This window comes from Pseudomonas sp. RA_15y_Pfl2_54 (assembly GCF_963971015.1).
In the GTDB taxonomy this organism is placed as follows: Bacteria; Pseudomonadota; Gammaproteobacteria; order Pseudomonadales; family Pseudomonadaceae; genus Aquipseudomonas; species Aquipseudomonas baetica_A.
In genome coordinates this window covers 162,189-182,868 of record NZ_CAXAPN010000002.1, presented here as the reverse complement: position 1 = coordinate 182,868, position 20,680 = coordinate 162,189, and the positions used below count along the sequence as shown (strand labels likewise).

Annotated in this window: 17 protein-coding genes, 4 tRNA genes and 2 pseudogenes; 6 read left to right on the top strand and 17 right to left on the bottom strand. The window is 59.5% G+C overall.

Translation table 11 applies throughout. From position 1 onward, the window contains the following. Positions 1-77: 77 nt before the first annotated feature. From AACY50_RS02390 to AACY50_RS02375, 4 genes are all read right to left on the bottom strand, one after another. A tRNA-Gly gene (locus AACY50_RS02390) sits at positions 78-153 on the bottom strand. 3 nt (positions 154-156) lie between these two features. Then, positions 157-232: transfer RNA gene (locus tag AACY50_RS02385), tRNA-Glu, on the bottom strand. 104 nt (positions 233-336) lie between these two features. Continuing rightward, a tRNA-Gly gene (locus AACY50_RS02380) sits at positions 337-412 on the bottom strand. Between the two features lie 2 nt (positions 413-414). Next, positions 415-490: transfer RNA gene (locus tag AACY50_RS02375), tRNA-Glu, on the bottom strand. Positions 491-875: 385 nt separating this feature from the next. On the opposite strand from AACY50_RS02375, the gene AACY50_RS02370 reads away from it, so the two are divergent. Then, entirely contained in the window at positions 876-1,634 is a 759-nt protein-coding gene (locus AACY50_RS02370) for a hypothetical protein (protein ID WP_339430812.1), read from the top strand. A 141-nt stretch (positions 1,635-1,775) separates the two neighbouring features. Here AACY50_RS02370 and AACY50_RS28645 read toward each other — a convergent pair whose 3' ends face one another. The 4 genes and pseudogenes from AACY50_RS28645 to AACY50_RS02355 all read right to left on the bottom strand — a co-directional run bounded on the left by AACY50_RS28645 (position 1,776) and on the right by AACY50_RS02355 (position 6,205). Next, complete coding sequence (locus AACY50_RS28645) at positions 1,776-2,639, bottom strand: methyl-accepting chemotaxis protein (protein ID WP_445261464.1); 864 nt, start codon at positions 2,637-2,639, stop codon at positions 1,776-1,778. After that, positions 2,637-2,861: pseudogene (locus tag AACY50_RS28640) on the bottom strand (HAMP domain-containing protein); the annotation flags it as partial. The gene AACY50_RS28645 and the pseudogene AACY50_RS28640, both read right to left, overlap by 3 nt. Before the next feature lie 990 nt (positions 2,862-3,851). Next, complete coding sequence (locus tag AACY50_RS02360; RefSeq protein ID WP_339464087.1) at positions 3,852-5,252, bottom strand: aminotransferase-like domain-containing protein; 1,401 nt, start codon at positions 5,250-5,252, stop codon at positions 3,852-3,854. A gap of 191 nt (positions 5,253-5,443) precedes the next feature. Beyond that, the gene (locus AACY50_RS02355; RefSeq protein WP_339430814.1) at positions 5,444-6,205 is read right to left on the bottom strand and encodes an SDR family oxidoreductase; all 762 of its coding nucleotides are present in this window, start codon (positions 6,203-6,205) and stop codon (positions 5,444-5,446) included. Between the two features lie 237 nt (positions 6,206-6,442). Here AACY50_RS02355 and AACY50_RS02350 point away from each other — a divergent pair, with 237 nt between their 5' ends. Next, positions 6,443-7,447 (top strand): NADP-dependent oxidoreductase, encoded by a 1,005-nt coding sequence (locus tag AACY50_RS02350; RefSeq protein ID WP_339464086.1) that lies wholly within the window; start codon positions 6,443-6,445, stop codon positions 7,445-7,447. A gap of 126 nt (positions 7,448-7,573) precedes the next feature. On the opposite strand, the gene pyrF is transcribed toward AACY50_RS02350, so the two are convergent. Next, positions 7,574-8,272, bottom strand: coding sequence for an orotidine-5'-phosphate decarboxylase (pyrF, locus tag AACY50_RS02340; protein ID WP_339538098.1), 699 nt, complete (start codon positions 8,270-8,272; stop codon positions 7,574-7,576). 295 nt (positions 8,273-8,567) lie between these two features. On the opposite strand from pyrF, the gene AACY50_RS02335 reads away from it, so the two are divergent. The 3 genes and pseudogenes from AACY50_RS02335 to AACY50_RS02325 all read left to right on the top strand — a co-directional run. Beyond that, the gene (locus tag AACY50_RS02335) at positions 8,568-9,317 is read left to right on the top strand and encodes a response regulator (protein ID WP_445261463.1); all 750 of its coding nucleotides are present in this window, start codon (positions 8,568-8,570) and stop codon (positions 9,315-9,317) included. Beyond that, positions 9,317-10,366 carry a sensor histidine kinase gene (locus tag AACY50_RS02330; RefSeq protein WP_339538097.1) on the top strand — a complete coding sequence of 350 codons (1,050 nt, stop codon included), beginning with the start codon at positions 9,317-9,319 and terminating at the stop codon, positions 10,364-10,366. The genes AACY50_RS02335 and AACY50_RS02330 overlap by 1 nt, the downstream gene beginning before the upstream one ends. A gap of 87 nt (positions 10,367-10,453) precedes the next feature. After that, positions 10,454-10,609: pseudogene (locus AACY50_RS02325) on the top strand (histidine kinase); the annotation flags it as partial. Positions 10,610-10,685: 76 nt separating this feature from the next. Here AACY50_RS02325 and AACY50_RS02320 read toward each other — a convergent pair. The 4 genes from AACY50_RS02320 to AACY50_RS02305 form a co-directional block, all read right to left on the bottom strand. Then, entirely contained in the window at positions 10,686-11,738 is a 1,053-nt protein-coding gene (locus tag AACY50_RS02320; protein ID WP_339430818.1) for an AI-2E family transporter, read from the bottom strand. A gap of 66 nt (positions 11,739-11,804) precedes the next feature. After that, positions 11,805-12,614, bottom strand: a complete 810-nt coding sequence (locus AACY50_RS02315; protein ID WP_221732995.1) for a DUF4892 domain-containing protein — start codon at positions 12,612-12,614, stop codon at positions 11,805-11,807. 127 nt (positions 12,615-12,741) lie between these two features. Continuing rightward, positions 12,742-13,596, bottom strand: coding sequence for an alpha/beta hydrolase (locus AACY50_RS02310; protein ID WP_339538096.1), 855 nt, complete (start codon positions 13,594-13,596; stop codon positions 12,742-12,744). Beyond that, positions 13,593-14,399: an alpha/beta fold hydrolase gene (locus AACY50_RS02305; protein ID WP_339430820.1), complete on the bottom strand. Its 807-nt coding sequence runs from the start codon at positions 14,397-14,399 to the stop codon at positions 13,593-13,595. The genes AACY50_RS02310 and AACY50_RS02305 overlap by 4 nt, the downstream gene beginning before the upstream one ends. 216 nt (positions 14,400-14,615) lie before the next feature. On the opposite strand from AACY50_RS02305, the gene AACY50_RS02300 reads away from it, so the two are divergent. Beyond that, entirely contained in the window at positions 14,616-17,612 is a 2,997-nt protein-coding gene (locus AACY50_RS02300; protein WP_339538095.1) for an RHS repeat-associated core domain-containing protein, read from the top strand. Between the two features lies 1 nt (position 17,613). Here the strand turns inward: AACY50_RS02300 and AACY50_RS02295 are convergent, their stop codons facing one another. The 4 genes from AACY50_RS02295 to AACY50_RS02280 all read right to left on the bottom strand — a co-directional run bounded on the left by AACY50_RS02295 (position 17,614) and on the right by AACY50_RS02280 (position 20,663). Continuing rightward, entirely contained in the window at positions 17,614-18,057 is a 444-nt protein-coding gene (locus AACY50_RS02295) for a hotdog fold thioesterase (protein ID WP_221732999.1), read from the bottom strand. Between the two features lie 31 nt (positions 18,058-18,088). Then, entirely contained in the window at positions 18,089-19,744 is a 1,656-nt protein-coding gene (locus tag AACY50_RS02290) for an AMP-binding protein (protein ID WP_339430823.1), read from the bottom strand. Positions 19,745-19,866: 122 nt separating this feature from the next. Next, a complete protein-coding gene (gene sixA / locus AACY50_RS02285; protein ID WP_339430824.1) occupies positions 19,867-20,319 on the bottom strand; it encodes a phosphohistidine phosphatase SixA in 453 nt (150 codons plus the stop codon). Next, a complete protein-coding gene (locus AACY50_RS02280) occupies positions 20,316-20,663 on the bottom strand; it encodes a DUF4389 domain-containing protein (RefSeq protein WP_339430825.1) in 348 nt (115 codons plus the stop codon). Before AACY50_RS02280 ends, sixA begins: the two co-directional genes overlap by 4 nt. Positions 20,664-20,680 lie beyond the last annotated feature (17 nt).

The following is a 20,680-nucleotide window of genomic DNA, read 5'->3' as shown; positions in this document are numbered from 1 at the left end:
CTCGATGACTTCAATCCGTAAAGTAAAAACACACGCATACAAAAACGCCGCTCAATAGAGCGGCGTTTTTGTGAAATTGGAGCGGGAAACGAGACTCGAACTCGCGACCCCGACCTTGGCAAGGTCGTGCTCTACCAACTGAGCTATTCCCGCAAATGGCGTCCCCTAGGGGACTCGAACCCCTGTTACCGCCGTGAAAGGGCGGTGTCCTAGGCCACTAGACGAAGGGGACACGCTACCCGGAACACATGGTGTGTGTTTCGGTGTCCAGACCCGCATCCGAAGACTTGGCTCTGGTTTCACTCAGCTCCGCCCGAAAGCAGTGCTGTTTAAAATTGGAGCGGGAAACGAGACTCGAACTCGCGACCCCGACCTTGGCAAGGTCGTGCTCTACCAACTGAGCTATTCCCGCATTGGCGTCCCCTAGGGGACTCGAACCCCTGTTACCGCCGTGAAAGGGCGGTGTCCTAGGCCACTAGACGAAGGGGACACACTACAACATTCACTCCCTGCTTCGTTTCGCTGTGTGCTTTACGCTGCAAGTGGCGCGCATTCTATGGATGGATTGAGAGGTCGTCAACCCCCTGATATAAATTTATTTAAATCAATGACTTCGACCTGCTTTACGAAGCCAATCGGGCTTTTCCGTCGCCCGGCGTTTGACGCCTATATTCCGGCGGTCGACAAGACGTTATAGTCCACCGCACAGTGATGGCAATCTGCACATCAAGGGCCAGCATTCATATAAGCAACAAACGGCCGATACAGATTGCACCTGCCGATCCAATTCGTCGAGCGGCGCTAGGCGCATAAATGCCCCAGCCACTACACTCGCATGTGAACCCTATAAAGAGGTCTTACCGGTGACACCACTCATGATCACCCTGCTAGTCATAGCCGGGATAGCAATTCTGATCGCCATTGGCTATATGAACCATGTGGTGGAAAACAGCAAACTGGAGAAGGCCCGCACCAAAGTCGAACTCAACGACCGCCTGCGTCGCTGCGGCGAACTGACCGAGACCTTTCCAGGTCAATTCATGACGCCTGCACTCAAGCTGCTGCTGACCCGCCTGGAACTCAATGTCTGCCAGCGTCTGTTGAATCTTGAGAAAACCAGTGCGACGACTAAAGCACGCATCACTGAACTGAGCGCACTGGTGGCCCAAGGCGAGTCGATCCCGATCAACAACCCGCCGGCACCGATTCTGACCGAAGCCAAAGCCAAAGACGTGCGTTTCCTGCTCGAAGCCCTCCACGGACAGATCACCCGTGCCGCCCATGACGGCTTCCTGCCGCCGAACGAAGCCAAGCACTGGGTTCGCGAAGTCCGCCACATTCTGGTGCTGCTGCACATTGAGTTTTTCAACAACCTTGGCCAACAAGCTTTGCAACAAAACCAACCTGGCCAGGCCCGCCTCGCCTTCGAGCGCGGCGTGCAATACCTGCGCAAACAACAGGATCCGCAGATCTATTCCGAACAGTTGCAATACCTGGAAAAACTCCTCGCCCGCGCCAATGCCCAAGTCATGGACAAGATTGCGCCAGTTGAAGGAGAAGAGAACCAACTGACCGCTGGCCTCAAAGATGCCGAAACCGATGCGGACTGGAAGAAGAAAGTGATCTACGACTGATCGCTGACGTTGAAAGTTAAGCCACCGAGAGGTGGCTTTTTTGTGGTCATGCGGTTGGGGCCCAGCCTCACAGAAGTTACATCCCTCTTCGCGAGCAAGCCCACAGTTTGAAGCGAGTACACCTGTCAGGTCGTCAAGTCATCAAAGCCGAAAATGCCCGACCATCCCGCGCAACTCGCCCCCCAACTGCGCCAGTTCAACACTCGAGGCTGCATTCCCACGCATTGCAATCGACGACTGATCGGCACTCGCGCGAATACTCGTCACACTGCGATTGATCTCCTCCGCCACTGAACTCTGCTCCTCGGCCGCCGCCGCAATCTGCTGATTCATCTGCTGAATCAGCGAAACCGCCGCCGCAATACTCCCCAACGCACTCTCCGTCTGCAAGGCATCACTGACGGCCAGCTTCACCAGTTCACCACTGCTCTGAATCTGCTGCACCGAAGAATGCGCCGCCGAGCGCAAAGCACTGACCAAGCGCTCGATCTCCTCAGTCGATTGCTGCGTACGCCGGGCCAAAGCACGAACCTCATCGGCCACCACTGCAAAGCCCCTGCCCTGCTCACCGGCCCGCGCCGCTTCGATTGCCGCATTCAATGCCAAAAGATTGGTCTGCTCGGCCACGCTTTTGATCACCTCCAGCACCGTACCGATATTCTGGATTTCAGCGCTGAGGCTTTCGATACTGGAACTGGCCGAAGTCGCCGAATCAGCCAGTTGCTCGATCCGCGCCATGCTCTGGCGCACGACCTGCTGACCACTTTCGACCTTGTCATCCGCCGTCTGCGCCGCCAACGCCGCCTCTTCCGCGTTGCGCGCAACATCGTGAACAGTAGCGGTCATCTGATTCATGGCCGTGGCCACCTGCTCGGTTTCTTCCTTCTGACTGCTGACCTCAAGGTTGGTCTGTTCGGTCACGGCCGACAGCGATTGTGCCGAACTGGCCAACTGCTCAATACCGGCCTGCAACCCGCTGACAATCGTGCTCAAGCCCGCCCCCATCTGCTGCATCGCCAACATCAGTTGGCCAATTTCATCACGACGGGTGACCTCGACCGTTGCACTCAGATCTCCGGCAGCAATCTGCTGCGCGACTTGAATCACGCTGCGCAACGGCGCGACGATCAAACGGGTAATCACCCACGCAGCGATCAAACCGACAAGCAGTGCCAGCGCCGATGAGCCAATGATCAGCAGCGCGTTCTTCTTAAGTTCAGCCTGCATCGCGCTGTCTTGCGCGACATAAGCCTGATTCACCCGCTCTACCACCTGCGCAGCACGCTCGTGCAATTGTTCATAAACAGTCTTTTCCTGAGCCAGCAGCCCGGTGTACTCAGCCAGTTTTTCGTTGAAACCTGCGATGTGCCCCAAGACTTCATTGAGCACCGTCAGATAGCCTTCGTCCTTGACCGTGGACTTCAACTCATCAGCCTGCGCCTGGGCTTGGGCAGCCTGTTCGATTTTGCCTTTGTCGGCATTGTCGGCATCACCTTTGCGGCTTTGATCCAGTCGAACCCGTGCCTCATTCATCGCTTGCAGCATCAGCTTCGACACCTGACTGACCTGACTGGCCTGCTCAATGAATTGCGCGCCATCCTTGCCCTCGGAATCCTTCAAGGTATACGCACCGTCGTCCGCCAGCCCGGCCTGCAACAAGTCGAGATTGTTGGCCACACTGGAAACCGACCAACTGGCCATTTCCAGCGCCAGATCCTTGGCCTGGGTCAGCGAAACGAACTCATCGAATGCCTTTCGATAGGCCGCCAGCGACTGCTCGACATCCGTCATCACTGGCACGTTGACCGGTGATTGCGCCTTGAGCTCATTGGCCCGGGCAATAAGCCCGTCCACGCCCTCACGCACGGCATCGGCGGTTTTAGGATCACCGCGCAAGGCGTATTCCTGCTCGAGCAAGCGAACGTTGAGCAGGCCGCTATTGAGCGAGGACATCTGTTTGAGCCCGTCGAAACGCTGGCTGATGGTTTGCAGAGACCAGACACCAATGGCTGCCACCAGCGCGGTCAGCAGCAAGACCAACGCAAACCCGATACCCAGTTTTTTTGCCATACCAAGGTTGGCAAAACGTGCTTGCACGGCCGAAATCATTGCGCGTAGTCCCCTGCCAAAGTCTGTTGATGAAGAGTCGCAATGGCCATGAACCAGCACAAGTCTCTGGCGTCGGAATAATGGCAAAAAGCTACGCCCGCGTCGTTTTCAGAACACTTGAGGTCGATCCGAACCGGTATTGCGAAAAAACTGGCGGGCGCGCGGATCACAGGCGTAAGCCACGTTGATGCGATGCCATTCGCCAGCCTCGCCACTGGGGCTGAAGGCATCTGGAGCTGAAAGCAGCACCCCGCAGCGTTGGGCCTGCCTGAACACACGAGCCTGATCGGTCATTCGCGCACGCGCCCAGATAAACAATCCGCCCGTCGGTTTGCCGAAAACCTCCCAATCGGCATCCTCCAGAGCCTGTAACGCCGCTGCGCGATCGGCGTTCAAGCGCTGCCGCTGACGCTGCACCAGTTTGCGGTATGCGCCGGTCGACATCAGACTGGCCAGCACCGCTTCGGAAAATCTTGAGCATCCCAGACCGCTGATCATCTTGACCCGAGCCAGCCGTGCAACAAGCTCGCTGTCGGCCAAGACGAACCCCACCCGCAAAGCGCTGCTCAGCGTTTTGGAAAAGCTGCCGACATAGATGACCCGCTCCTCATCGTCCAGTGCAGCCAGGCGCGTACCATTGCCAGTGTGCAAGTCCGCGTAGACATCGTCTTCGATCAGGCGTACATCGTAGATCCTGCTCAACTGCACGATGCGCTGAGCCACTGCCGGTGTCAGGGAACTGCCGGTGGGGTTGTGGTGATGGCTGTTGATGAAAAACGCACTGGGCTGAAACTGACGCAGCAGAGCCTCAAGCGCTTCGATATCCGGCCCGTTCGGCGTTCGACGCACCTCAAGCATGCGCACGCCATGCAGCCGCAACAGGTCGAACAGCGGCGCATAACCCGGTGTTTCGACCACGACGCAATCGCCAGCCTTCAACAAGGTTCGAACAATCAGATCCAGCGCGTGACTGGCACCGCCAGTGCTCAGAATCTGTGTGCTGCAGGCTTCGATGCTGAACAGTTTAAGTCGTTTGACGATCTGCTCGCGTAACGCTGCAAGGCCCAGTGGCGTGCTGTAGTTGAACAGGCTCGCCATGTCGGTACGCGCTACCTCACGCAGTGCATAGCTCAGATCGTCGGGCTCGCGCCAGCTCTCCGGCAAACCGCCACCGCCGAGTTTCAAGCCACTTGAAGTGCCGCACACGGTATCGCACCAGGCTTGCCGGCCCTCGCATGGCACCGATTCATCCTCCAGGCTCTGGCTCGACGGCGACGGTGCCACGATAAACCCCGCGCCCTGCCGCGTGGACAGAACGCCTTGCGCTACCAACCGCTCACAAGCCTCGACGACACATGACTGACTGAGCAGATTACCCCGGGCGATTTGCCGAACAGAGGGCAAGCGGGTAGCCGGCGGTACCCCGCTTTGCAGGATCCAGTCAGTCAGTCCGTCAACAATCTGCTGTACGACCGGCACCATTGCCTGTCGATCAATTCTCAATTCCATGAGCAAGCAAACTCCTGTCCGTTTTGCTGGCGGCAGTAAATCACAGCCACGCCGCACAGGCTGTGCGACAACGCCGCCAAAAGCGACCGTTCTAATCATTTGATACACATTGTTTATCGGTTTAACGGAACTGACGGCGGTCCATAAAAAGAAAACCCGCACGAAGGCGGGTTCTTTCAAGCGGCGCTTTTTCAGAACGCGGTGACACCACCGTCCACGGCCAAAGAATGTCCCGTGGTGAACGCTGCACCATCGCTGCACAGATACAGCACGGCACTGGCGATCTCTTCGACCTTGCCGATGCGGCCTACCGGATGCATGGCGTTGGCAAACTCGCCCTTCTTCGGATCAGCCTCGTAGGCACGGCGAAACATATCGGTATCGATCACGGCCGGGCATACCGCGTTGACGCGGATTTTCTTCTTCGCATATTCGATGGCTGCCGATTTGGTCAGACCGATCACCGCGTGTTTCGATGCTGCATAGATGCTCATCTTCGGCGCAGCACCCAGCCCGGCCACCGAGGCAGTGTTGACGATTGCTCCGCCGCCCTGCGCCAGCAACAGCGGCAACTGGTATTTCATGCACAGCCAGACGCCTTTGACGTTGACGCCCATGATCGCGTCAAACTCATCCATCGAGCCTTCGGCCAGCTTGCCTTTCTCGATTTCGATCCCGGCATTGTTGAAGGCGTAGTCGAGGCGGCCGTAAACATTGATCACCTCTTCCATCAGGTTTTTTACGTCGTTTTCGTCGGTGACATTGCAACGCACAAAAGTGGCGTCACCGCCCGCTGTACGAATCAGCGCCACCGTGCCCTCGCCCCCTGCCGCATCCAGATCGGCCACCACCACTTTCAGGCCTTCGGCGGCGAAGGCCTGTGCGGTCGCACGGCCAATGCCGTTGGCCGCACCAGTGACTACGGCAACCTGACCGGAAAACGTCATGCTCATTGTTATGTCCTCGAACGGGTAAATGCAGGGGATGGGTTCAAGTGCAGCATAGCCACAGGGTTCTACCAGACGTCAGCACTATCAAAAGCCTGTTTAGGCGCCCATGCGCCCCAGTGATAGAACCCCGTAGATCACTATCACTGCACTGGATCGATGTGCATTCGCCGCATCAGCCAACCTTGCGACATCGCCGGTGAAGGTCTATCAACAAGGCTTAATTCAATTCGAGAACCTGCCATGACTTCCCAGACCAATCGCCAGTTCCTGCTCGCCAAACGCCCGGTGGGCGCTGCCACCCGCGAGACCTTCACTTATCAGGAAGTGCCGGTCGGTGAACCGGCTGCGGGACAGATTCTGGTCAAGAACCAATACCTGTCCCTCGACCCGGCCATGCGTGGCTGGATGAACGAGGGCAAGTCCTACATCCCACCGGTCGGCATCGGTGAAGTCATGCGTGCGCTCGGCGTAGGAAAAGTGCTCGCGTCGAACAACCCGGGCTTTGCCGTCGGGGACTACGTCAACGGAGCCATCGGCGTGCAGGATTATTTCCTCGGCGAGCCAAGAGGTTTCTACAAAGTCGATCCGAAACTGGCGCCGCTACCGGTTTATCTGTCGGCACTGGGCATGACCGGGATGACCGCCTACTTCGCGCTGCTTGAGGTGGGCGTGCCTAAGGCTGGCGACACGGTGGTGTTGTCCGGGGCTGCGGGCGCAGTGGGCAGCATTGCCGGACAGATCGCCAAGATCAAAGGTTGCCGTGTGGTGGGCATTGCCGGTGGCGCCGACAAGTGCAAATTCCTCATCGATGAACTGGGCTTCGACGGCGCTATCGACTACAAAAACGAAGACGTGGTGGCAGGGCTTAAACGCGAATGTCCGAAAGGTGTGGACGTTTATTTCGATAACGTCGGTGGCGACATCCTTGACGCTGTGCTGAGCCGCCTGGCGCCGAAAGCGCGAGTGGTGATCTGCGGCGCCATCAGTCAGTACAACAACAAGGAAGCGGTCAAAGGCCCGGCCAACTATCTGTCGCTGTTGGTCAATCGTGCGCGCATGGAAGGGTTTGTGGTGATGGACTATGCCGCGCAATACGCCAGTGCGGCACAGGAAATGGCCGGCTGGATGGCCAAGGGACAGCTCAAAAGCAAGGAAGACATCGTCGAAGGCCTGGAGACCTTCCCCGAGACGCTGATGAAATTGTTCAGCGGTGAGAATTTCGGCAAGTTGGTGCTGAAGGTTTAAGCCACCAGAAACCAATGTGGGAGCGGGCTTGCTCGCGAAGGCGGTGTGTCAGTCAACATCTGTGTCGACTGATACGCCTACTTCGCGAGCAAGCCCGCTCCCACATTTTGGATCTTCAGCGTTTGATCAGGCGATTTCGGCCACGACAGCGGCCAGCGCCCTGGCCGGATCTGCCGCCTGGCTGATCGGACGGCCGATCACCAGATAATCGGAGCCGGCATCCAGCGCCTGACGCGGGGTCAGAATACGGCGCTGATCGTCCTGCGCGCTACCCGCCGGGCGAATTCCGGGGGTCACCAGTTGCAGCGACGGATGCGCGGTTTTCAGTGCGGTGGCTTCCAGCGCCGAGCACACCAGACCGTGCAGCCCGGCCTTCTCGGCCAGTGCCGCCAGACGCAGCACCTGCTCCTGCGGCTCGATATCCAGACCGATACCGGCCAGATCTTCGCGTTCCATGCTGGTCAGCACGGTCACGCCGATCAGCAACGGTTGCGGGCCGCTGCGCTTGTCCAGTTCTTCACGGCAGGCGGCCATCATGCGCAGGCCACCGGAGCAATGCACGTTGACCATCCACACACCCATCTCGGCGGCGGCTTTCACGGCCATCGCGGTGGTGTTGGGAATGTCGTGGAATTTCAGATCGAGGAAGACTTCAAAACCCTTGTCACGCAGGGTGCCAACGATTTCGGCGGCGCAACTGGTGAACAGTTCCTTGCCCACTTTGACCCGGCACTGCTTCGGGTCCAACTGGTCGGCCAGCTTCAGTGCGGCGTCACGGGTGGGAAAATCCAGGGCGACGATGATAGGAGTCTGGCAGGCGGACATGGATGGGCTCTCAGGCAAGTCGAAATCGGCGCGCATTGTAGCGGAACCGGCGGCGGCGCGGCACCCGATGATCGGTAATTCGTCGCGCCAAACGTGATCAGCATAGCGTTCGACGCTATTGTGTCGACTCCGATACACAACCGACATGTCGCCAACAAGCGCCCGCGCTAGCCTCGCCAGCCGAAACACGTCCTTACATCAGCACTTCCCGCTTCGCGGCCGGACACCTATGCTGAAACCACAACCTCGCAGCCCATCTTTGTGGTTGGCGGCCTACTGGCAGATGAACAGCCCCATGCACAACACCCAAACCACCGGAACGGATGAGCCCAAAGACGACAAGCGCTGGAGCATTCGCGCCCTGATCGTCGACGATGACGTGCCGATCCGCGAGCTGATGATCGATTACCTTGCCCGTTTCAATATCCACGCCAGTGGCGTCACTGACGGCGCGGCGATGCGCCAGGCGATGCAAGCCGAACATTTTGATGTGGTGGTGCTGGACCTGATGCTGCCCGGCGAAGACGGTTTGTCGCTGTGCCGTTGGCTGCGCGCCGAATCGGACATCCCGATCCTGATGTTAACCGCCCGCTGCGAACCCACCGATCGCATCATCGGCCTGGAACTGGGTGCCGATGACTACATGGCCAAACCGTTCGAGCCGCGTGAACTGGTCGCCCGGATTCAGACGATTCTGCGCCGCGTGCGCGACGATCGTACCGAGCAGCGCGCCAATATTCGTTTCGACAACTGGCGCCTGAACAGCGTTCTGCGCCAACTGATCGCCGACAATGGCCTGGTGGTGCCGCTGTCCAACGCTGAATTCCGCCTGCTCTGGGTCTTCATCGAGCGCCCGCGCCGGGTACTCAGCCGCGAACAATTGCTTGATGCCGCCCGAGGCCGTTCGATTGAAGCGTTCGACCGCAGCATCGACTTGCTGGTCTCGCGTCTGCGACAGAAACTCGGCGACGATCCGAAAGCACCGCAGTTGATCAAAACCGTGCGCGGTGAGGGTTACCTGTTCGACGCACGAGACATCGGCTGATGCGGGCGCGCTTCGACACCCTGTTCGGCCGCCTGTTTGGCGTGTTGTTCGTGGCGATCGTCCTGGCGCACCTGCTGGCGTTCACCTGGTTTCACCTCTACGGTCCGCCGCCACCTCCGCCGCCCCCGGCGTTTTCCCCAAATGCCGAGGGGCAACGGCCTCACCAGGATCCGCGCTATCCGCCACGGCCAGCGCGACCCTGGTTCGGCGGCCCCGTGGTGCCACTGACCTTTCAGTTCATTACCTTGATGATCGCCGCTTGGTATGGCGCCAAGCTGCTCAGTCGCCCGATCCAGCGCTTGAGTGACGCCGCCGAGCGCCTCAGTGAAGACCTCGACAGCCCACCGCTGGACGAATCCGGCCCGCGGGAAGCCCGGCAAGCAGCGCATACCTTCAACCTGATGCAACAACGGATACGCGAACAAATTCAGCAACGCGCGCGAATGCTCGGCGCCGTCTCCCACGACCTGCGCACACCGCTGTCGCGATTGAAACTGCGCCTGGAAAACATCAGCGACGACAAATTGCAAAGCCAGATGCGCCAGGATCTGAACGACATGATCGGCATGCTCGATGCCACCCTTACCTATTTGCACGAACAGCGCACCAGCGAAGCCTTGCAATTAATGGACGTGCAGGCGCTGGTCGAATCTCTGTGCGAAAACGCCCAGGATCAAGGCTCGGATGTGCAGGTCAGCGGCCATTGCGCAGCACTTGCGGTACAGCCGATGGCGCTGCGCTCATGCATCAATAACCTGATGGACAACGCCCTGCGCTATGCCGGGCAGGCATGCATCGAACTGCTGGATCGGCGCGGCCAACTGCTGATCCGCGTGATCGACCATGGGCCGGGAATTGCCGAGGACAAGCGCGAGGCAGTGTTTGAACCGTTTTATCGCCTGGAAGGCTCGCGCAACCGCAACTCCGGCGGCGTCGGCCTGGGCATGACCATTGCCCGGGAAGCCGCGCAGCGTTTGGGTGGAGATCTAAACCTGGAACAAACCCCCGGTGGCGGCCTCACGGCAGTCATCCGCCTGCCTCGACCCTGAGAACTCCACCCTCGTGTGTACTCACCTGCCCCTTGAGGCTGCCTGCGCCGGTACACCCACCGGTTTTCCAGTTCAGGAGTGAGCCCGATGATCGGTAGCGTCAGCAGCTACACGAGCTATACCAGCACCCGCAGCGCCTCCACGCAAAACGCCCGAGGCCAGCAACTGCAAAAGCAACTGTTCGCCAAATTCGACAGCAACAGCGATGGCGCGGTGGATCAGGACGAGCTGAAACGTGCGGTGCCCACAGTCCGGACTGGGGACTCCTGCCAGAGACAGGTCAGTCCTCAGGCCCGCGCATACCTCCCATTCCAAAAAACTAACGGCGGTCTTCAACCCGAGCCTGACTCTTGCTCCAGTCCGTCAGCAAACTATAAGCAACAGCCAACAGCGTAGGTCCGATAAACAACCCGATAAACCCAAACGCAATCAACCCGCCAAAGACACCCAGCAATACAATTACCAGCGGCAGATTCCCCCCGCGACTGATCAGGTACGGCTTGAGCACGTTGTCCACGCCACTGATGACGAACGTCCCCCAGATCCCGAGAAACACCGCCATCCCATACTCACCCTTCCAGGCCAGCCAAGCCGTGGCCGGCACCCATACCAGCGGTGGTCCCATCGGAATCAGGCTGAGCAGGAACGTCACAACCCCCAATACCAACGCCCCCGGTACGCCGGCAATCAGGAAGCCGATCAACGCCAGAATCGCCTGCGCCGCCGCCGTACCGATCACGCCGTTGACCACCCGCTGAACCGTGCCAGCGACCAATTCGATGTAGTACCCGGCGCGTTCGCCAATCAAGCGTTCCAGCAAGCGATGAGCAAACGCCGCCAGCCTCGGCCCGTCGCGATAGAAAAAGAAGACAAAGACAATGCTCAACGTCAGTTCGAGAATCCCGCCGCCGATCTGCGCACTGCGCGCCAGCAACCAGTTACCGACCTGCCCCAGATAAGGTTTGATCGACACCATCAACGCGGCGCCCTGCTCATCAATGCTGTTCCAGAGCCCGACCAGCCGCTCACCCACAAACGGCAAACCTCCCAGCCACGTCGGCGCCTGCGGCAAACCATCGACTTGCACATCTTTGATGAACGCTGTGGCATCACGCACGTGATCTGCCAGGTTGAACCCCAGCCAGACCAGCGGCGCCGCCACCAGCAGCATCCAGCCCAACGTCAGAATGGCGGCGGCCAGCGATTCGCGGCCATTGAGCCAGCGGGTCAGAAGACGCATCAGCGGCCAACTGGCAAACGCCAGCACGGCGCCCCAGAACAACGCCGACCAGAACGGCGCCATCACCCACAGGCTGGCACCAAACAGCACCAGCAGAAGGATTTGCACCAACAGCCGATCGTTATTGAGCATGTAAGGTCTCGAAAAAGTCAGTCAGACAAAAATAGGCGAACACACAGCGTGCCCGCCCGATACACCTTATCGCAACAGATTAATGTGCAGGCCAGGGCCTTCGACACTGCCGGCTTCCAGCCGCCTCGCGCGCACGCCCTGCTCGATCAGTGCTTGTCGCCAAGCCTCGGCCTTGGGGCCCGACACGGTCACCCTTTGCGTAATATCCAGGTTCAGGCCCCGGGAAATCAGCCGCAGCCAGGTGTCATCCGGATCGCCCACCAACTTCGGAAAGTCCAGTTCACCAGTGCTTTTGAGCTGCCGCAACAGGGTCGCAGACGTCGGCAACAACTCGCCCAGCGGCGCTTCGGCCACGAACTGTTCAACATGCAGATAAGCCCTGCGATTGCCGCGCGTAATGCTGTAGAGCGCTATCAGCGTGTTATCCCTTGGAGCCGCCAGCCTTAGCAACAGATAGGCCTGCTGCTCATCGGAACCAAACAGTTTCGAATTACCAAAGACCTCATTGGCCCACAGGCTGCTTTCGCCACAATCACGGGACTCGCACCAATAGAGCAACTCGGCACCCTGTTTTTTTTGCAGCGCTTCACGGGCGGCAGTGAACGCTTCGTTGGCGGAGTGTTCCGGTGGCAGTTCGTAGGTCACTGACGTGGTTTGGCCTCTGGCACTGACCTGCCCTTCGAAGCGCAGCTTGCCGCTGATTTTACGGATCGATCCGAGCGGATAGACACGCTCCAGTTCGGTCGGGGCACGATAGTCGACGATTTGTGCATCGGCCAGACGCGGCACGATCGGTAGATCCTGACTGCCCGGTACATCGTCGGCGATTGAAAAGGAACTGAAACAGCACAGTGCCAAGAGACTGAGTGAACGCATGGATAGGTTCATCGGACAGACATGGCCTGGGTGCCGCTTTGGCCATTCGGGGTCGTAGCGGTGTAAAGATCCATCATGGTTATCTCCCATTTCAACCCGCCCAGCCTCGACAGTTGCCCGCAGCAAGTCAAGGAATGGCGAAGAACCGATTGAAACAGTCTGCGACAAGATCGGCACCGGCCTCATCGTTGAGGTGCAAATGGTGTCCGCCGGGCAGCTGTTCCCGGTTAAAGGGTAGACGCTCCAGCAGTTCTGGGTGTTTGGCCAGCATGCCGTCGGCCGCGACGACCAATTGCGCAGGACAGTCGATGCGCTGGACGAAAGCCATCGCCTGTTCCAGGGGCAGGCGCAGCGGCGACGGCAGCGTCAGGCGATTATCGGTGCGCCAGGTGTAACCGCCGGGCACGGGCATCAATCCCCGTTGCGCCAACAGTTCCGCCGCCTCACGACTGACCGCCACCAGACCTTTCATCCGCGCTTCGATGGCTCGGTCGAGGCTGTTGTAGACCGGTTTGCGCTTCTCGCGCAGTTCCAGTTGCGCTTGCAGGGCCATGCCCATGCGTTCGGCAGCGTTTTCGCCTTTGTCTGTAGGAGGAATCACGCCGTCGATCAACGCCAGATGCGAGATACGCTGCGGCAACGAACCGGCCAGCACCAGCGACACGATGGCGCCCATCGAATGCCCGAGCAGGCCGAAACGTTTCCAGCCCATCTGCTCGGCAACCTGCAGCACGTCATGGGCGTAGTCCCACAACGCGTAACCGGCGCCACTCGGTCGATGCCCGGAGTGCCCATGCCCGGCCATGTCCAGGGCCATGATGCGCAAGCCTTTGAGCTTCGGCGCCAGGCGGGCAAAGCTGTTGGCATTGTCGAGCCAGCCATGCAGGGCGATGACCGGCAAACCGTCCTCGGGACCGAACAAGTGCGCAGCCAACTCGATATGCGGCAGGTTCAGGCGTACTTCTTCGAAGGTCGGGCTCATGCGCAATCCTTGTCCTGAGGGTTTTCCCAGCGAGTGAACAGGCTCTTGAGCAACCGCGCCGTGTCTTGCGGGCGTTCAAGCGGAAACATATGGCCACCGGGCATGCTCAGCGCCTCGCCCTGGGCAAGACGCGAAACGAAACGGGTGTGATGACGCATCACCACCCGACTCTTGTGCCCTCGTACCACCGCCAGCGGCACTTGCAACTGTCGGGTAAGGCCGGGACTGGTGTGCGGCACCCCGCGATAGATGCTGATCTCGGTGGCCGGGTCGAAGCGCAACCGCAGCTTGTCGCCCACCTGATGCAAACCGTGTTGCAGATAGGCATCGAAACATTCGGGATCGAAACTGCGAAACAATGTCTTGCCGGCAAAGTAGCTGCGTGCGCTGTCGAGATCGGCAAACTCTTCGCGCCGGCCCAGGGTGCGTCCAGCCGGAGTCAGTCTGTCGATGAAGCCGAAGCGCTTGGCCGCACGGATCACCCATTGATCGGTACGGGTCAGCACAGGGGAATCGAGCATGACCACGCCGCGATACAACTCAGGGCAACGCAGCGCCGCATGCAGGTGCAGCACGCCGCCAAACGAGTGGCCGACGCCCCACACCGGTTGATCCTGCTGCTGCAAATGGTGAATCAACTCATCGACAAGGTTGTACCAGTTATCGTCCGCGGGAAATCGCGGGTCATGGGCATGCTGCTCCAGATGCGCGACCCGGTACTCGGGCGCCAGCGCCGCGAACAACTTGCCATAGGTACCCGAAGGAAATCCGTTGGCGTGGGCGAAAAAGATCGGTTGCGACATGCGGGTAGATCCATGAGCGGGAAACGTGGCGTTGATTGTCCGCAAGAGTGCGCCTCACAGCAATGACCGTAACGGCCAGGAATGATGACAGTCGCGCCATGGCTATATCCGACGCACCGCCGTGTGGGTGTTTTTGTCAACTGTCAGTTCTGTCAGTTGACCCACGCCGTGTTCAGGCTGATAAGAGGATTACCCTCATCAAAGCTGCCGGCGCCCATGACTCACGCGAATACACCCGCCATCCAGGCCTTCGACGCTCGAGGCCTGGTATTACGCAGCGTGAATTACCATCGTCGCGATGAGACTTTGGCACCCGAGAGTTACATCACTCACCAGACGCATGATGCAGCGGGGCGCACGGTATTGAGTCGCGATCCCAGACTGTTCCGCGAGCACACACCTGAAAAACCCGGCCCGGCGAATCAGAGCAATGTGTTCAGCCTGTCAGGCGCCATGCTGTCGAGTGAAAACAGCGATGCAGGCTGGCGCCTGAGCTTGCTCGCAGAGGACGGCGCTCACATTGACGGATGGGATCAGAAACGCAACCACAGCCGTATCGTCCATGATGCTCTGCGACGACCGAGCGCCACTTTCGAGCAGTCTGGCGACGAGCCTGAACACTGTACGGAGCGCTTCACCTATTTCGATGATCCGGATGAAGTCCACCATAACCGCCGTGGCCGATTGATTCGGCATGACGACACCGCAGGCACCCTGCACTTCACTGAACTCAGTATGAGCGGGCAACCACTGCAACTTTGTCGCACCTTCAGTGCCGATCCCGCGTGGGCGGTGGACTGGCCGGAAGTGGAAGTCGATCGCGATTTTTTTCTGGAAACCCGATCGGCCGCGACCCACTTCAGCTACAACGCCCTTGGCGAGTCGGTTGGTCAGACAGATGCCTTGGGAAATCGGCAGATACAGCTTCAAGACGTGGCGGGCCATGTGAAAGAAACCCGTCTGACACTGGCCGCAAACGACGACAGCCAGACGCTGGTCAGCGATATCCACTACAACGCCTTTGGGCTTATTGAGCAGCAACGCGCGGGAAATGACGTGATCTCCCAAGCGACATTCAGCCTCGACGATGGCCGCCTGCAACGTCTGAGGAGCCAGACCAGTCATGGCTCGATCCTCCAGGATCTGTCCTACGCGTACGACGCAGTCGGCAATATCACTCGCATCAGCGATAGCGCAGAGGCGGCTGTCTATCACCGTAACCAGCGAACAGACGCGATCTGCCGCTACCGTTACGACAGCCTCTCGCGCTTGATCGAGGCCAGTGGCCGGCAGATCCGCAACGCTGCGGGCGGGCCACAGCTGCCGGCATTTGCCTCTCCTGCCGACCCGGGTCAGTTGGAAAACTACACGCGCACTTACACCTATGATCCGTCCGGCAATCTGCTGTTGATGGAGCACCGCGCCGCCAGTGGAAACCGCACCGAGCGCACGGTTGTGGCCAGCGCCAGCAATCGCAGCCTGCCGGAAAGCCCCGACGGCCATCTGCCCGATGAGCAGGCGATTGCCGCCGCTTACGACGCCAATGGCAACCGCGTGTTTCTCCAAGACGAAGGGCAAACGCTGCAATGGGATCGACGCAATGAATTGCAACAGGTTGATCAGGTGGTTCGAGAGGGTGAACCGAATGATTGCGAGTTCTACATCTATGACGGCAGCGGTCAACGCCTGCGAAAAATCCGTCAGGCCTGTACCGCATCGGTGCAACGACTCAGTGAAACGCGCTACTTGCCCGGTCTGGAAATTCGCACCGATCCGAATCAGACCGTACACGTCATCACCGTCAAGGCCGGTCGCGCGACAATCCAGGTGTTGCACTTTGAAAAACCGCCACCACACGGCATACCCCAGCATCAGCAGCGCTACAGCTTCACCGATCAATTGAACTCCAGCACCATTGAACTGGACGCCCAGGCACAGATGATCTCCCGGGAAAGCTATTACCCGTTTGGCGGTACCTGTTGGTGGGCGGGCCGAAGCCTGGTCGAAGCGAGCTACAAGACCCTGCGCTACTCGGGCAAGGAACGGGATGCCAGTGGCCTGTATTACTACGGTTTTCGTTACTACACGCCATGGCTTCAGCGCTGGCTCAATGCGGACCCGCTGGGGGTGCAGGACGGACTGAATCTGTTTGCCATGGTGCACGGCAACCCTGTCGGGAACGTGGACTTCCAGGGACTGGTCACACTGAAAGAAGGCGTGGGCGCCGCTCTGGCAACCTTTGGCCGGGACAGTGTGAGTGCACTGGCCGCAGGAGCGGTTAAATATTTTGCTGCAAGAGGGTTGGAGCAATGGGCAACCGGCGATCCGGACTCACCGCCAGACCCGGGTGTCAATCTGGGATTGACCCTAGCAGGCAGCATGGTGGGTGCGTTGGCCGGTGGTTCCATGGGGATAGGAGCAGGCAGTCGTATTGCCAGCAGCCGCAACTACAACCGCACCACACAGAAAGTCATGGCCGGTATCTTGGGGCTGGCGGGCGCTGCGGCGGGAGCCGCCGCTCCACTGTATGCGTACCTGTCTGAGCGGGAAACCTTGAACATGACAGCCATCAGCATACTTGCCAGTGTGCCCAAGAGCATGACAAGGGAAGCAGGCCAGCGCGCGTTCGCCAGCGTCGGCCCCAGTGTCACGATTGCGCCAAGCGGTACCACGACCGCTTGGCGCACCGCCTTCTATGGAGCCGTTCTTTTTGCTGACGGTGCGCTCGGGGCAAATCTGCCACCTGGCCTGGATATCACTGTCGCCGCTACCGTGGAAGGCCTGGATGGAGCGTCCACAACCACGATCAACTCATTGCGTGGAGGTGACTACAGCAGCCCGGAACGCAATCGGCTTTCTGTGCCGAATGCAGCGGAATGGCTATACGGCGTCGTAACACGTACCGCCGGCTCAACCTTGACCGCCTCACTGACATTGCTCGCCGAACCTCTAACGAACACAATCGAAAACGCCCACTTACAATCAGCAGTCGTCGAAAGCCTGGCCACCCCCACCGAGGCCCGCACATACCTGGGCCAGCATGTGCAGCGTGGCGCCTTCGAGCTGGCCAGGTACGACGATGGGGACTTCACTCTGGATCGTTTCACTCCAGCGAACCGGATTTGGAGAGATGCGACACCCGCCGGTTATCACCCGGAAACACCCGACGCGGGCGACCTGCCCATGAGTGTTATCAGACGACGTAGCGTATGACTCAACTCGAGGGTGGTGTCTGCCCCAACGGCACCACTGCCATGGTCAAGCGCGAGACACAACTGGCCTTGCCTTCATCGCTGGTCAGTCGAATATCCCAGACATGCGTGGTGCGACCGATATGAATCGGCTTGGCCACAGCCGTCACCCGGCCACTGCGCAAACCACGCAAATGGTTGGCGTTGATCTCAAGCCCCACGCAATAAAACTGGCTGGCATCGATACACAAATAACTGGCCATAGAACCGACAGTTTCAGCCAGCACCACCGAGGCGCCGCCGTGCAGCAGGCCGTAAGGCTGGTGGGTGCGATGGTCGATGACCATGCTCGCGGTCAGTGATTGTTCGTCGAACGCCTCGAAACGGATATCCAGCACTTCGCCGATGGTGTTTTTCTGGATTGCGTTCAACTGCTCGATGTCGGGAGTGGTGCGCCACAGGCTCATCACAGACTTCCTTTGTTGTTTTAGTGGTCGCTCAATCCTGCCACAGCACCGCCTCGCTGCGCTCGCTCCATTCTTCGAAGCGCGCGCCGTAGGTGTCTTCGATGACGTTGCGTTTGATTTTCAGGGTCGGCGTGAGAAACCCGTTCTCCACCGCCCAACTGTCCTTGACCACCACCAGTCGACGCAGGCGCTCGTGCTTGTCGAGCACCGCGTTGACCTCCTCCAGCAGTTTTTCCAGGCTCGAATGCAGACTCGCCCGCCCCTCTTCCTGATTGACAATGGAGAGCACGCACAAGCCCAGCGGCGCGCTCAAACCATCGCCCACCACGCAGACCTGTTCGATACGCGAATGCACCGCCAGCCGATTTTCGATCGGTGCCGGCGCCACATATTTGCCTTTACTGGTCTTGAAGATCTCCTTGAGTCGACCGGTCAGGCGCAGGCGCCCTTCGGCATCCTGCTCGCCCTTGTCACCGGTGCGCAGAAAACCGTCCTCGGTGATCGTTTCGGCGGTTTTCTGCGGCTCCTTGAAATAGCCGAGCATGTTCGCCTGACTGCGTACCTGCACTTCACCGGACTCATCGATACGCACTTCAACATCCGGGCACGGTTTACCGATCCAGCCCTGCTTGTATTGACCCGGCAGGCAGATGTGCGAATAGCCGCAGCTCTCGGTCATGCCGTAGACCTCCAGGACGTCGAGCCCGAGTTTCTGATACCACGCAAGCAAGGTTTGCGGCACTGGCGCGGCGCCCGACAGGGCGACGTGCAAGGCATCCAGCCCGAGGCCAGCAAGCACTTTGTGCCCGACCCGCTTGCCGATGAACGGCAGGCCGAGGAGCAAATCCAGGCGCTTTGCCGGAATCTTGCTGTAAACGCCCATCTGGAATTTGCTCCAGATTCGCGGCACACCAAACATTGCGGTCGGCCGCGCACGCTGCAAGTCAGTGATAAAAGTCTCGAGGCTTTCGGCAAAGAACACCGTCTGCCCGGTGTAGATCGACGCCAACTCTACAAACATCCGCTCGGCGACGTGGCACAGCGGCAGGTAGGAGAGCAATCGATCATGCTCGTTAAGCCCGAATAACTGCGTGCCATGGGTCGTCGCAAACCCGAGGTTGGCGAAACTGTGCATCACGCCTTTGGGCAGGCCAGTGGTGCCGGAGGTGTAGATGATGGTGGCCAGTTGCTCGGCGGCGGGACGCGGGTCGTCCTGGATCGGTGAACTGCGTTGCAGGTCGGCCCAGCTGAAATCGAAGTCGCCGGCCGGATGCAGCGGCAGGCTGATGGTCGGCAGGCCCAAAGGCATGCCTTTCGACATGCCGGGCCAATCATCCAGTTTGCCGATAAACGCCAACACACTTTCCGAGTGGTTGAGCACCTGAGCCACGGAGTCGGCGGTCAGGTTGGGATACAGCGGCACAGAGACGTGCCCGGCCATCCAGATGGCGAGGTCGGCGATGATCCAGTGCGCGCAGTTTTTCGAGATCAGCGCGATGTGGCTGCCCTGCGGCAACTCGCGCGCTCGCAGCCAATGCGCGGCGCAGCGGGCCTGATGGCCGACGTCGGCCCAGGTCAGCGTTTCGACCTGCCCGCCCCCGACTGGCTGTACGAGGAAGCGTTGGCGCGGGTGCCGCGCCTCGCGTTCGTAAAACACGTCCAGCGGCAAACGGAATGCGGCAGACATGCGACTCGCTCCTGTTTTTTAGGTCTGGAGCAAGCGTAGTCAACCAAGCAAGTGCTTGGTTGGAAAATTCAAACAAATAATTTCCACCGACACAGCGAAATGTGGGAGCGGTGTTTACAACGTTATGGATGCTTGAGGCTATTGAGCTTCATCGAGCCGATCAGCAACTCACTGTGTTCAAGCTCCGCAAGCCCGGCCGTGCTGACCCTCTCGGGCGGATACCCGGCGCCATGCTGCAGATAGCTGAGCAAATTGCCCACCAGCGGGTTATGGCTGACCAGCAGCACATTGCTCACCGAGACCAGTTGATCGGTGACCTTGTCCGGATCGACCTCTGGCGTCAGCCACTCGACCGTGCGAATCGGCGGCTCGAAACCCAGCGCCTCACGGACAATCTGCGCGGTCTGTTGCGCGCGCAGATAGGGGCTGGCGTAGATCGCGGTCAACGGCTGGCCCATCAGACGGGCCGCACTGCTCAAGGCTTCCTGGCGGCCATGCTCGGTCAGCTCCCGCTCGGCATCGGGGCACGCGCCATAAGGCACGGCTTCACCGTGACGCAATACCCAGAGTTTCATAGCTTGGGTTCCTCATCTCGGGCCGGATGCGGTGCTGGCGGCACGGCATGCGGCGCTTCGCCTTCGGGGGTACGCGGCGCAGGCCAGTCGGCGAACGGCCATGGTTTCTGGTCGCTGTGAAAGCTGCCGAAACGGCCGATCTGTGCCAGAAACTGGCTCAGGCTGTCGCCGAAATTCATCAGGCCGGCGCTCGGAGCGCCATAGATCAAACGATAGATCAGTTGCACCAGCACCACTGCGCCAAGGATGAACTGCGCCACTTGCCAGACCAGCACGTAAATGAGCATCCACAACACCCGCAGGAGGATGGACTCGTACTTGGTGTCGATTTTTGGATCGTTCATAGGTCGTTCCCTGCTGA

What these genes read in the sequence shown, in the direction of transcription:
- AACY50_RS02280 (WP_339430825.1), bottom strand. Translation starts at nt 20,663, where the DNA reads ATGAACGATCCAAAAATCGACACCAAGTACGAGTCCATCCTCCTGCGG.
- AACY50_RS02290 (WP_339430823.1), bottom strand. Translation starts at nt 19,744, where the DNA reads ATGTCTGCCGCATTCCGTTTGCCGCTGGACGTGTTTTACGAACGCGAG.
- AACY50_RS02310 (WP_339538096.1), bottom strand. Translation starts at nt 13,596, where the DNA reads ATGAGCCCGACCTTCGAAGAAGTACGCCTGAACCTGCCGCATATCGAG.
- AACY50_RS02350 (WP_339464086.1), top strand. Translation starts at nt 6,443, where the DNA reads ATGACTTCCCAGACCAATCGCCAGTTCCTGCTCGCCAAACGCCCGGTG.
- AACY50_RS02370 (WP_339430812.1), top strand. Translation starts at nt 876, where the DNA reads ATGATCACCCTGCTAGTCATAGCCGGGATAGCAATTCTGATCGCCATT.
- AACY50_RS28645 (WP_445261464.1), bottom strand. Translation starts at nt 2,639, where the DNA reads ATGGGGGCGGGCTTGAGCACGATTGTCAGCGGGTTGCAGGCCGGTATT.
- AACY50_RS02295 (WP_221732999.1), bottom strand. Translation starts at nt 18,057, where the DNA reads ATGAGCCTGTGGCGCACCACTCCCGACATCGAGCAGTTGAACGCAATC.
- AACY50_RS02315 (WP_221732995.1), bottom strand. Translation starts at nt 12,614, where the DNA reads ATGCGTTCACTCAGTCTCTTGGCACTGTGCTGTTTCAGTTCCTTTTCA.
- AACY50_RS02360 (WP_339464087.1), bottom strand. Translation starts at nt 5,252, where the DNA reads ATGGAATTGAGAATTGATCGACAGGCAATGGTGCCGGTCGTACAGCAG.
- AACY50_RS02335 (WP_445261463.1), top strand. Translation starts at nt 8,568, where the DNA reads ATGCACAACACCCAAACCACCGGAACGGATGAGCCCAAAGACGACAAG.
- AACY50_RS02330 (WP_339538097.1), top strand. Translation starts at nt 9,317, where the DNA reads ATGCGGGCGCGCTTCGACACCCTGTTCGGCCGCCTGTTTGGCGTGTTG.
- sixA (WP_339430824.1), bottom strand. Translation starts at nt 20,319, where the DNA reads ATGAAACTCTGGGTATTGCGTCACGGTGAAGCCGTGCCTTATGGCGCG.
- AACY50_RS02300 (WP_339538095.1), top strand. Translation starts at nt 14,616, where the DNA reads ATGACTCACGCGAATACACCCGCCATCCAGGCCTTCGACGCTCGAGGC.
- pyrF (WP_339538098.1), bottom strand. Translation starts at nt 8,272, where the DNA reads ATGTCCGCCTGCCAGACTCCTATCATCGTCGCCCTGGATTTTCCCACC.
- AACY50_RS02355 (WP_339430814.1), bottom strand. Translation starts at nt 6,205, where the DNA reads ATGAGCATGACGTTTTCCGGTCAGGTTGCCGTAGTCACTGGTGCGGCC.
- AACY50_RS02320 (WP_339430818.1), bottom strand. Translation starts at nt 11,738, where the DNA reads ATGCTCAATAACGATCGGCTGTTGGTGCAAATCCTTCTGCTGGTGCTG.
- AACY50_RS02305 (WP_339430820.1), bottom strand. Translation starts at nt 14,399, where the DNA reads ATGTCGCAACCGATCTTTTTCGCCCACGCCAACGGATTTCCTTCGGGT.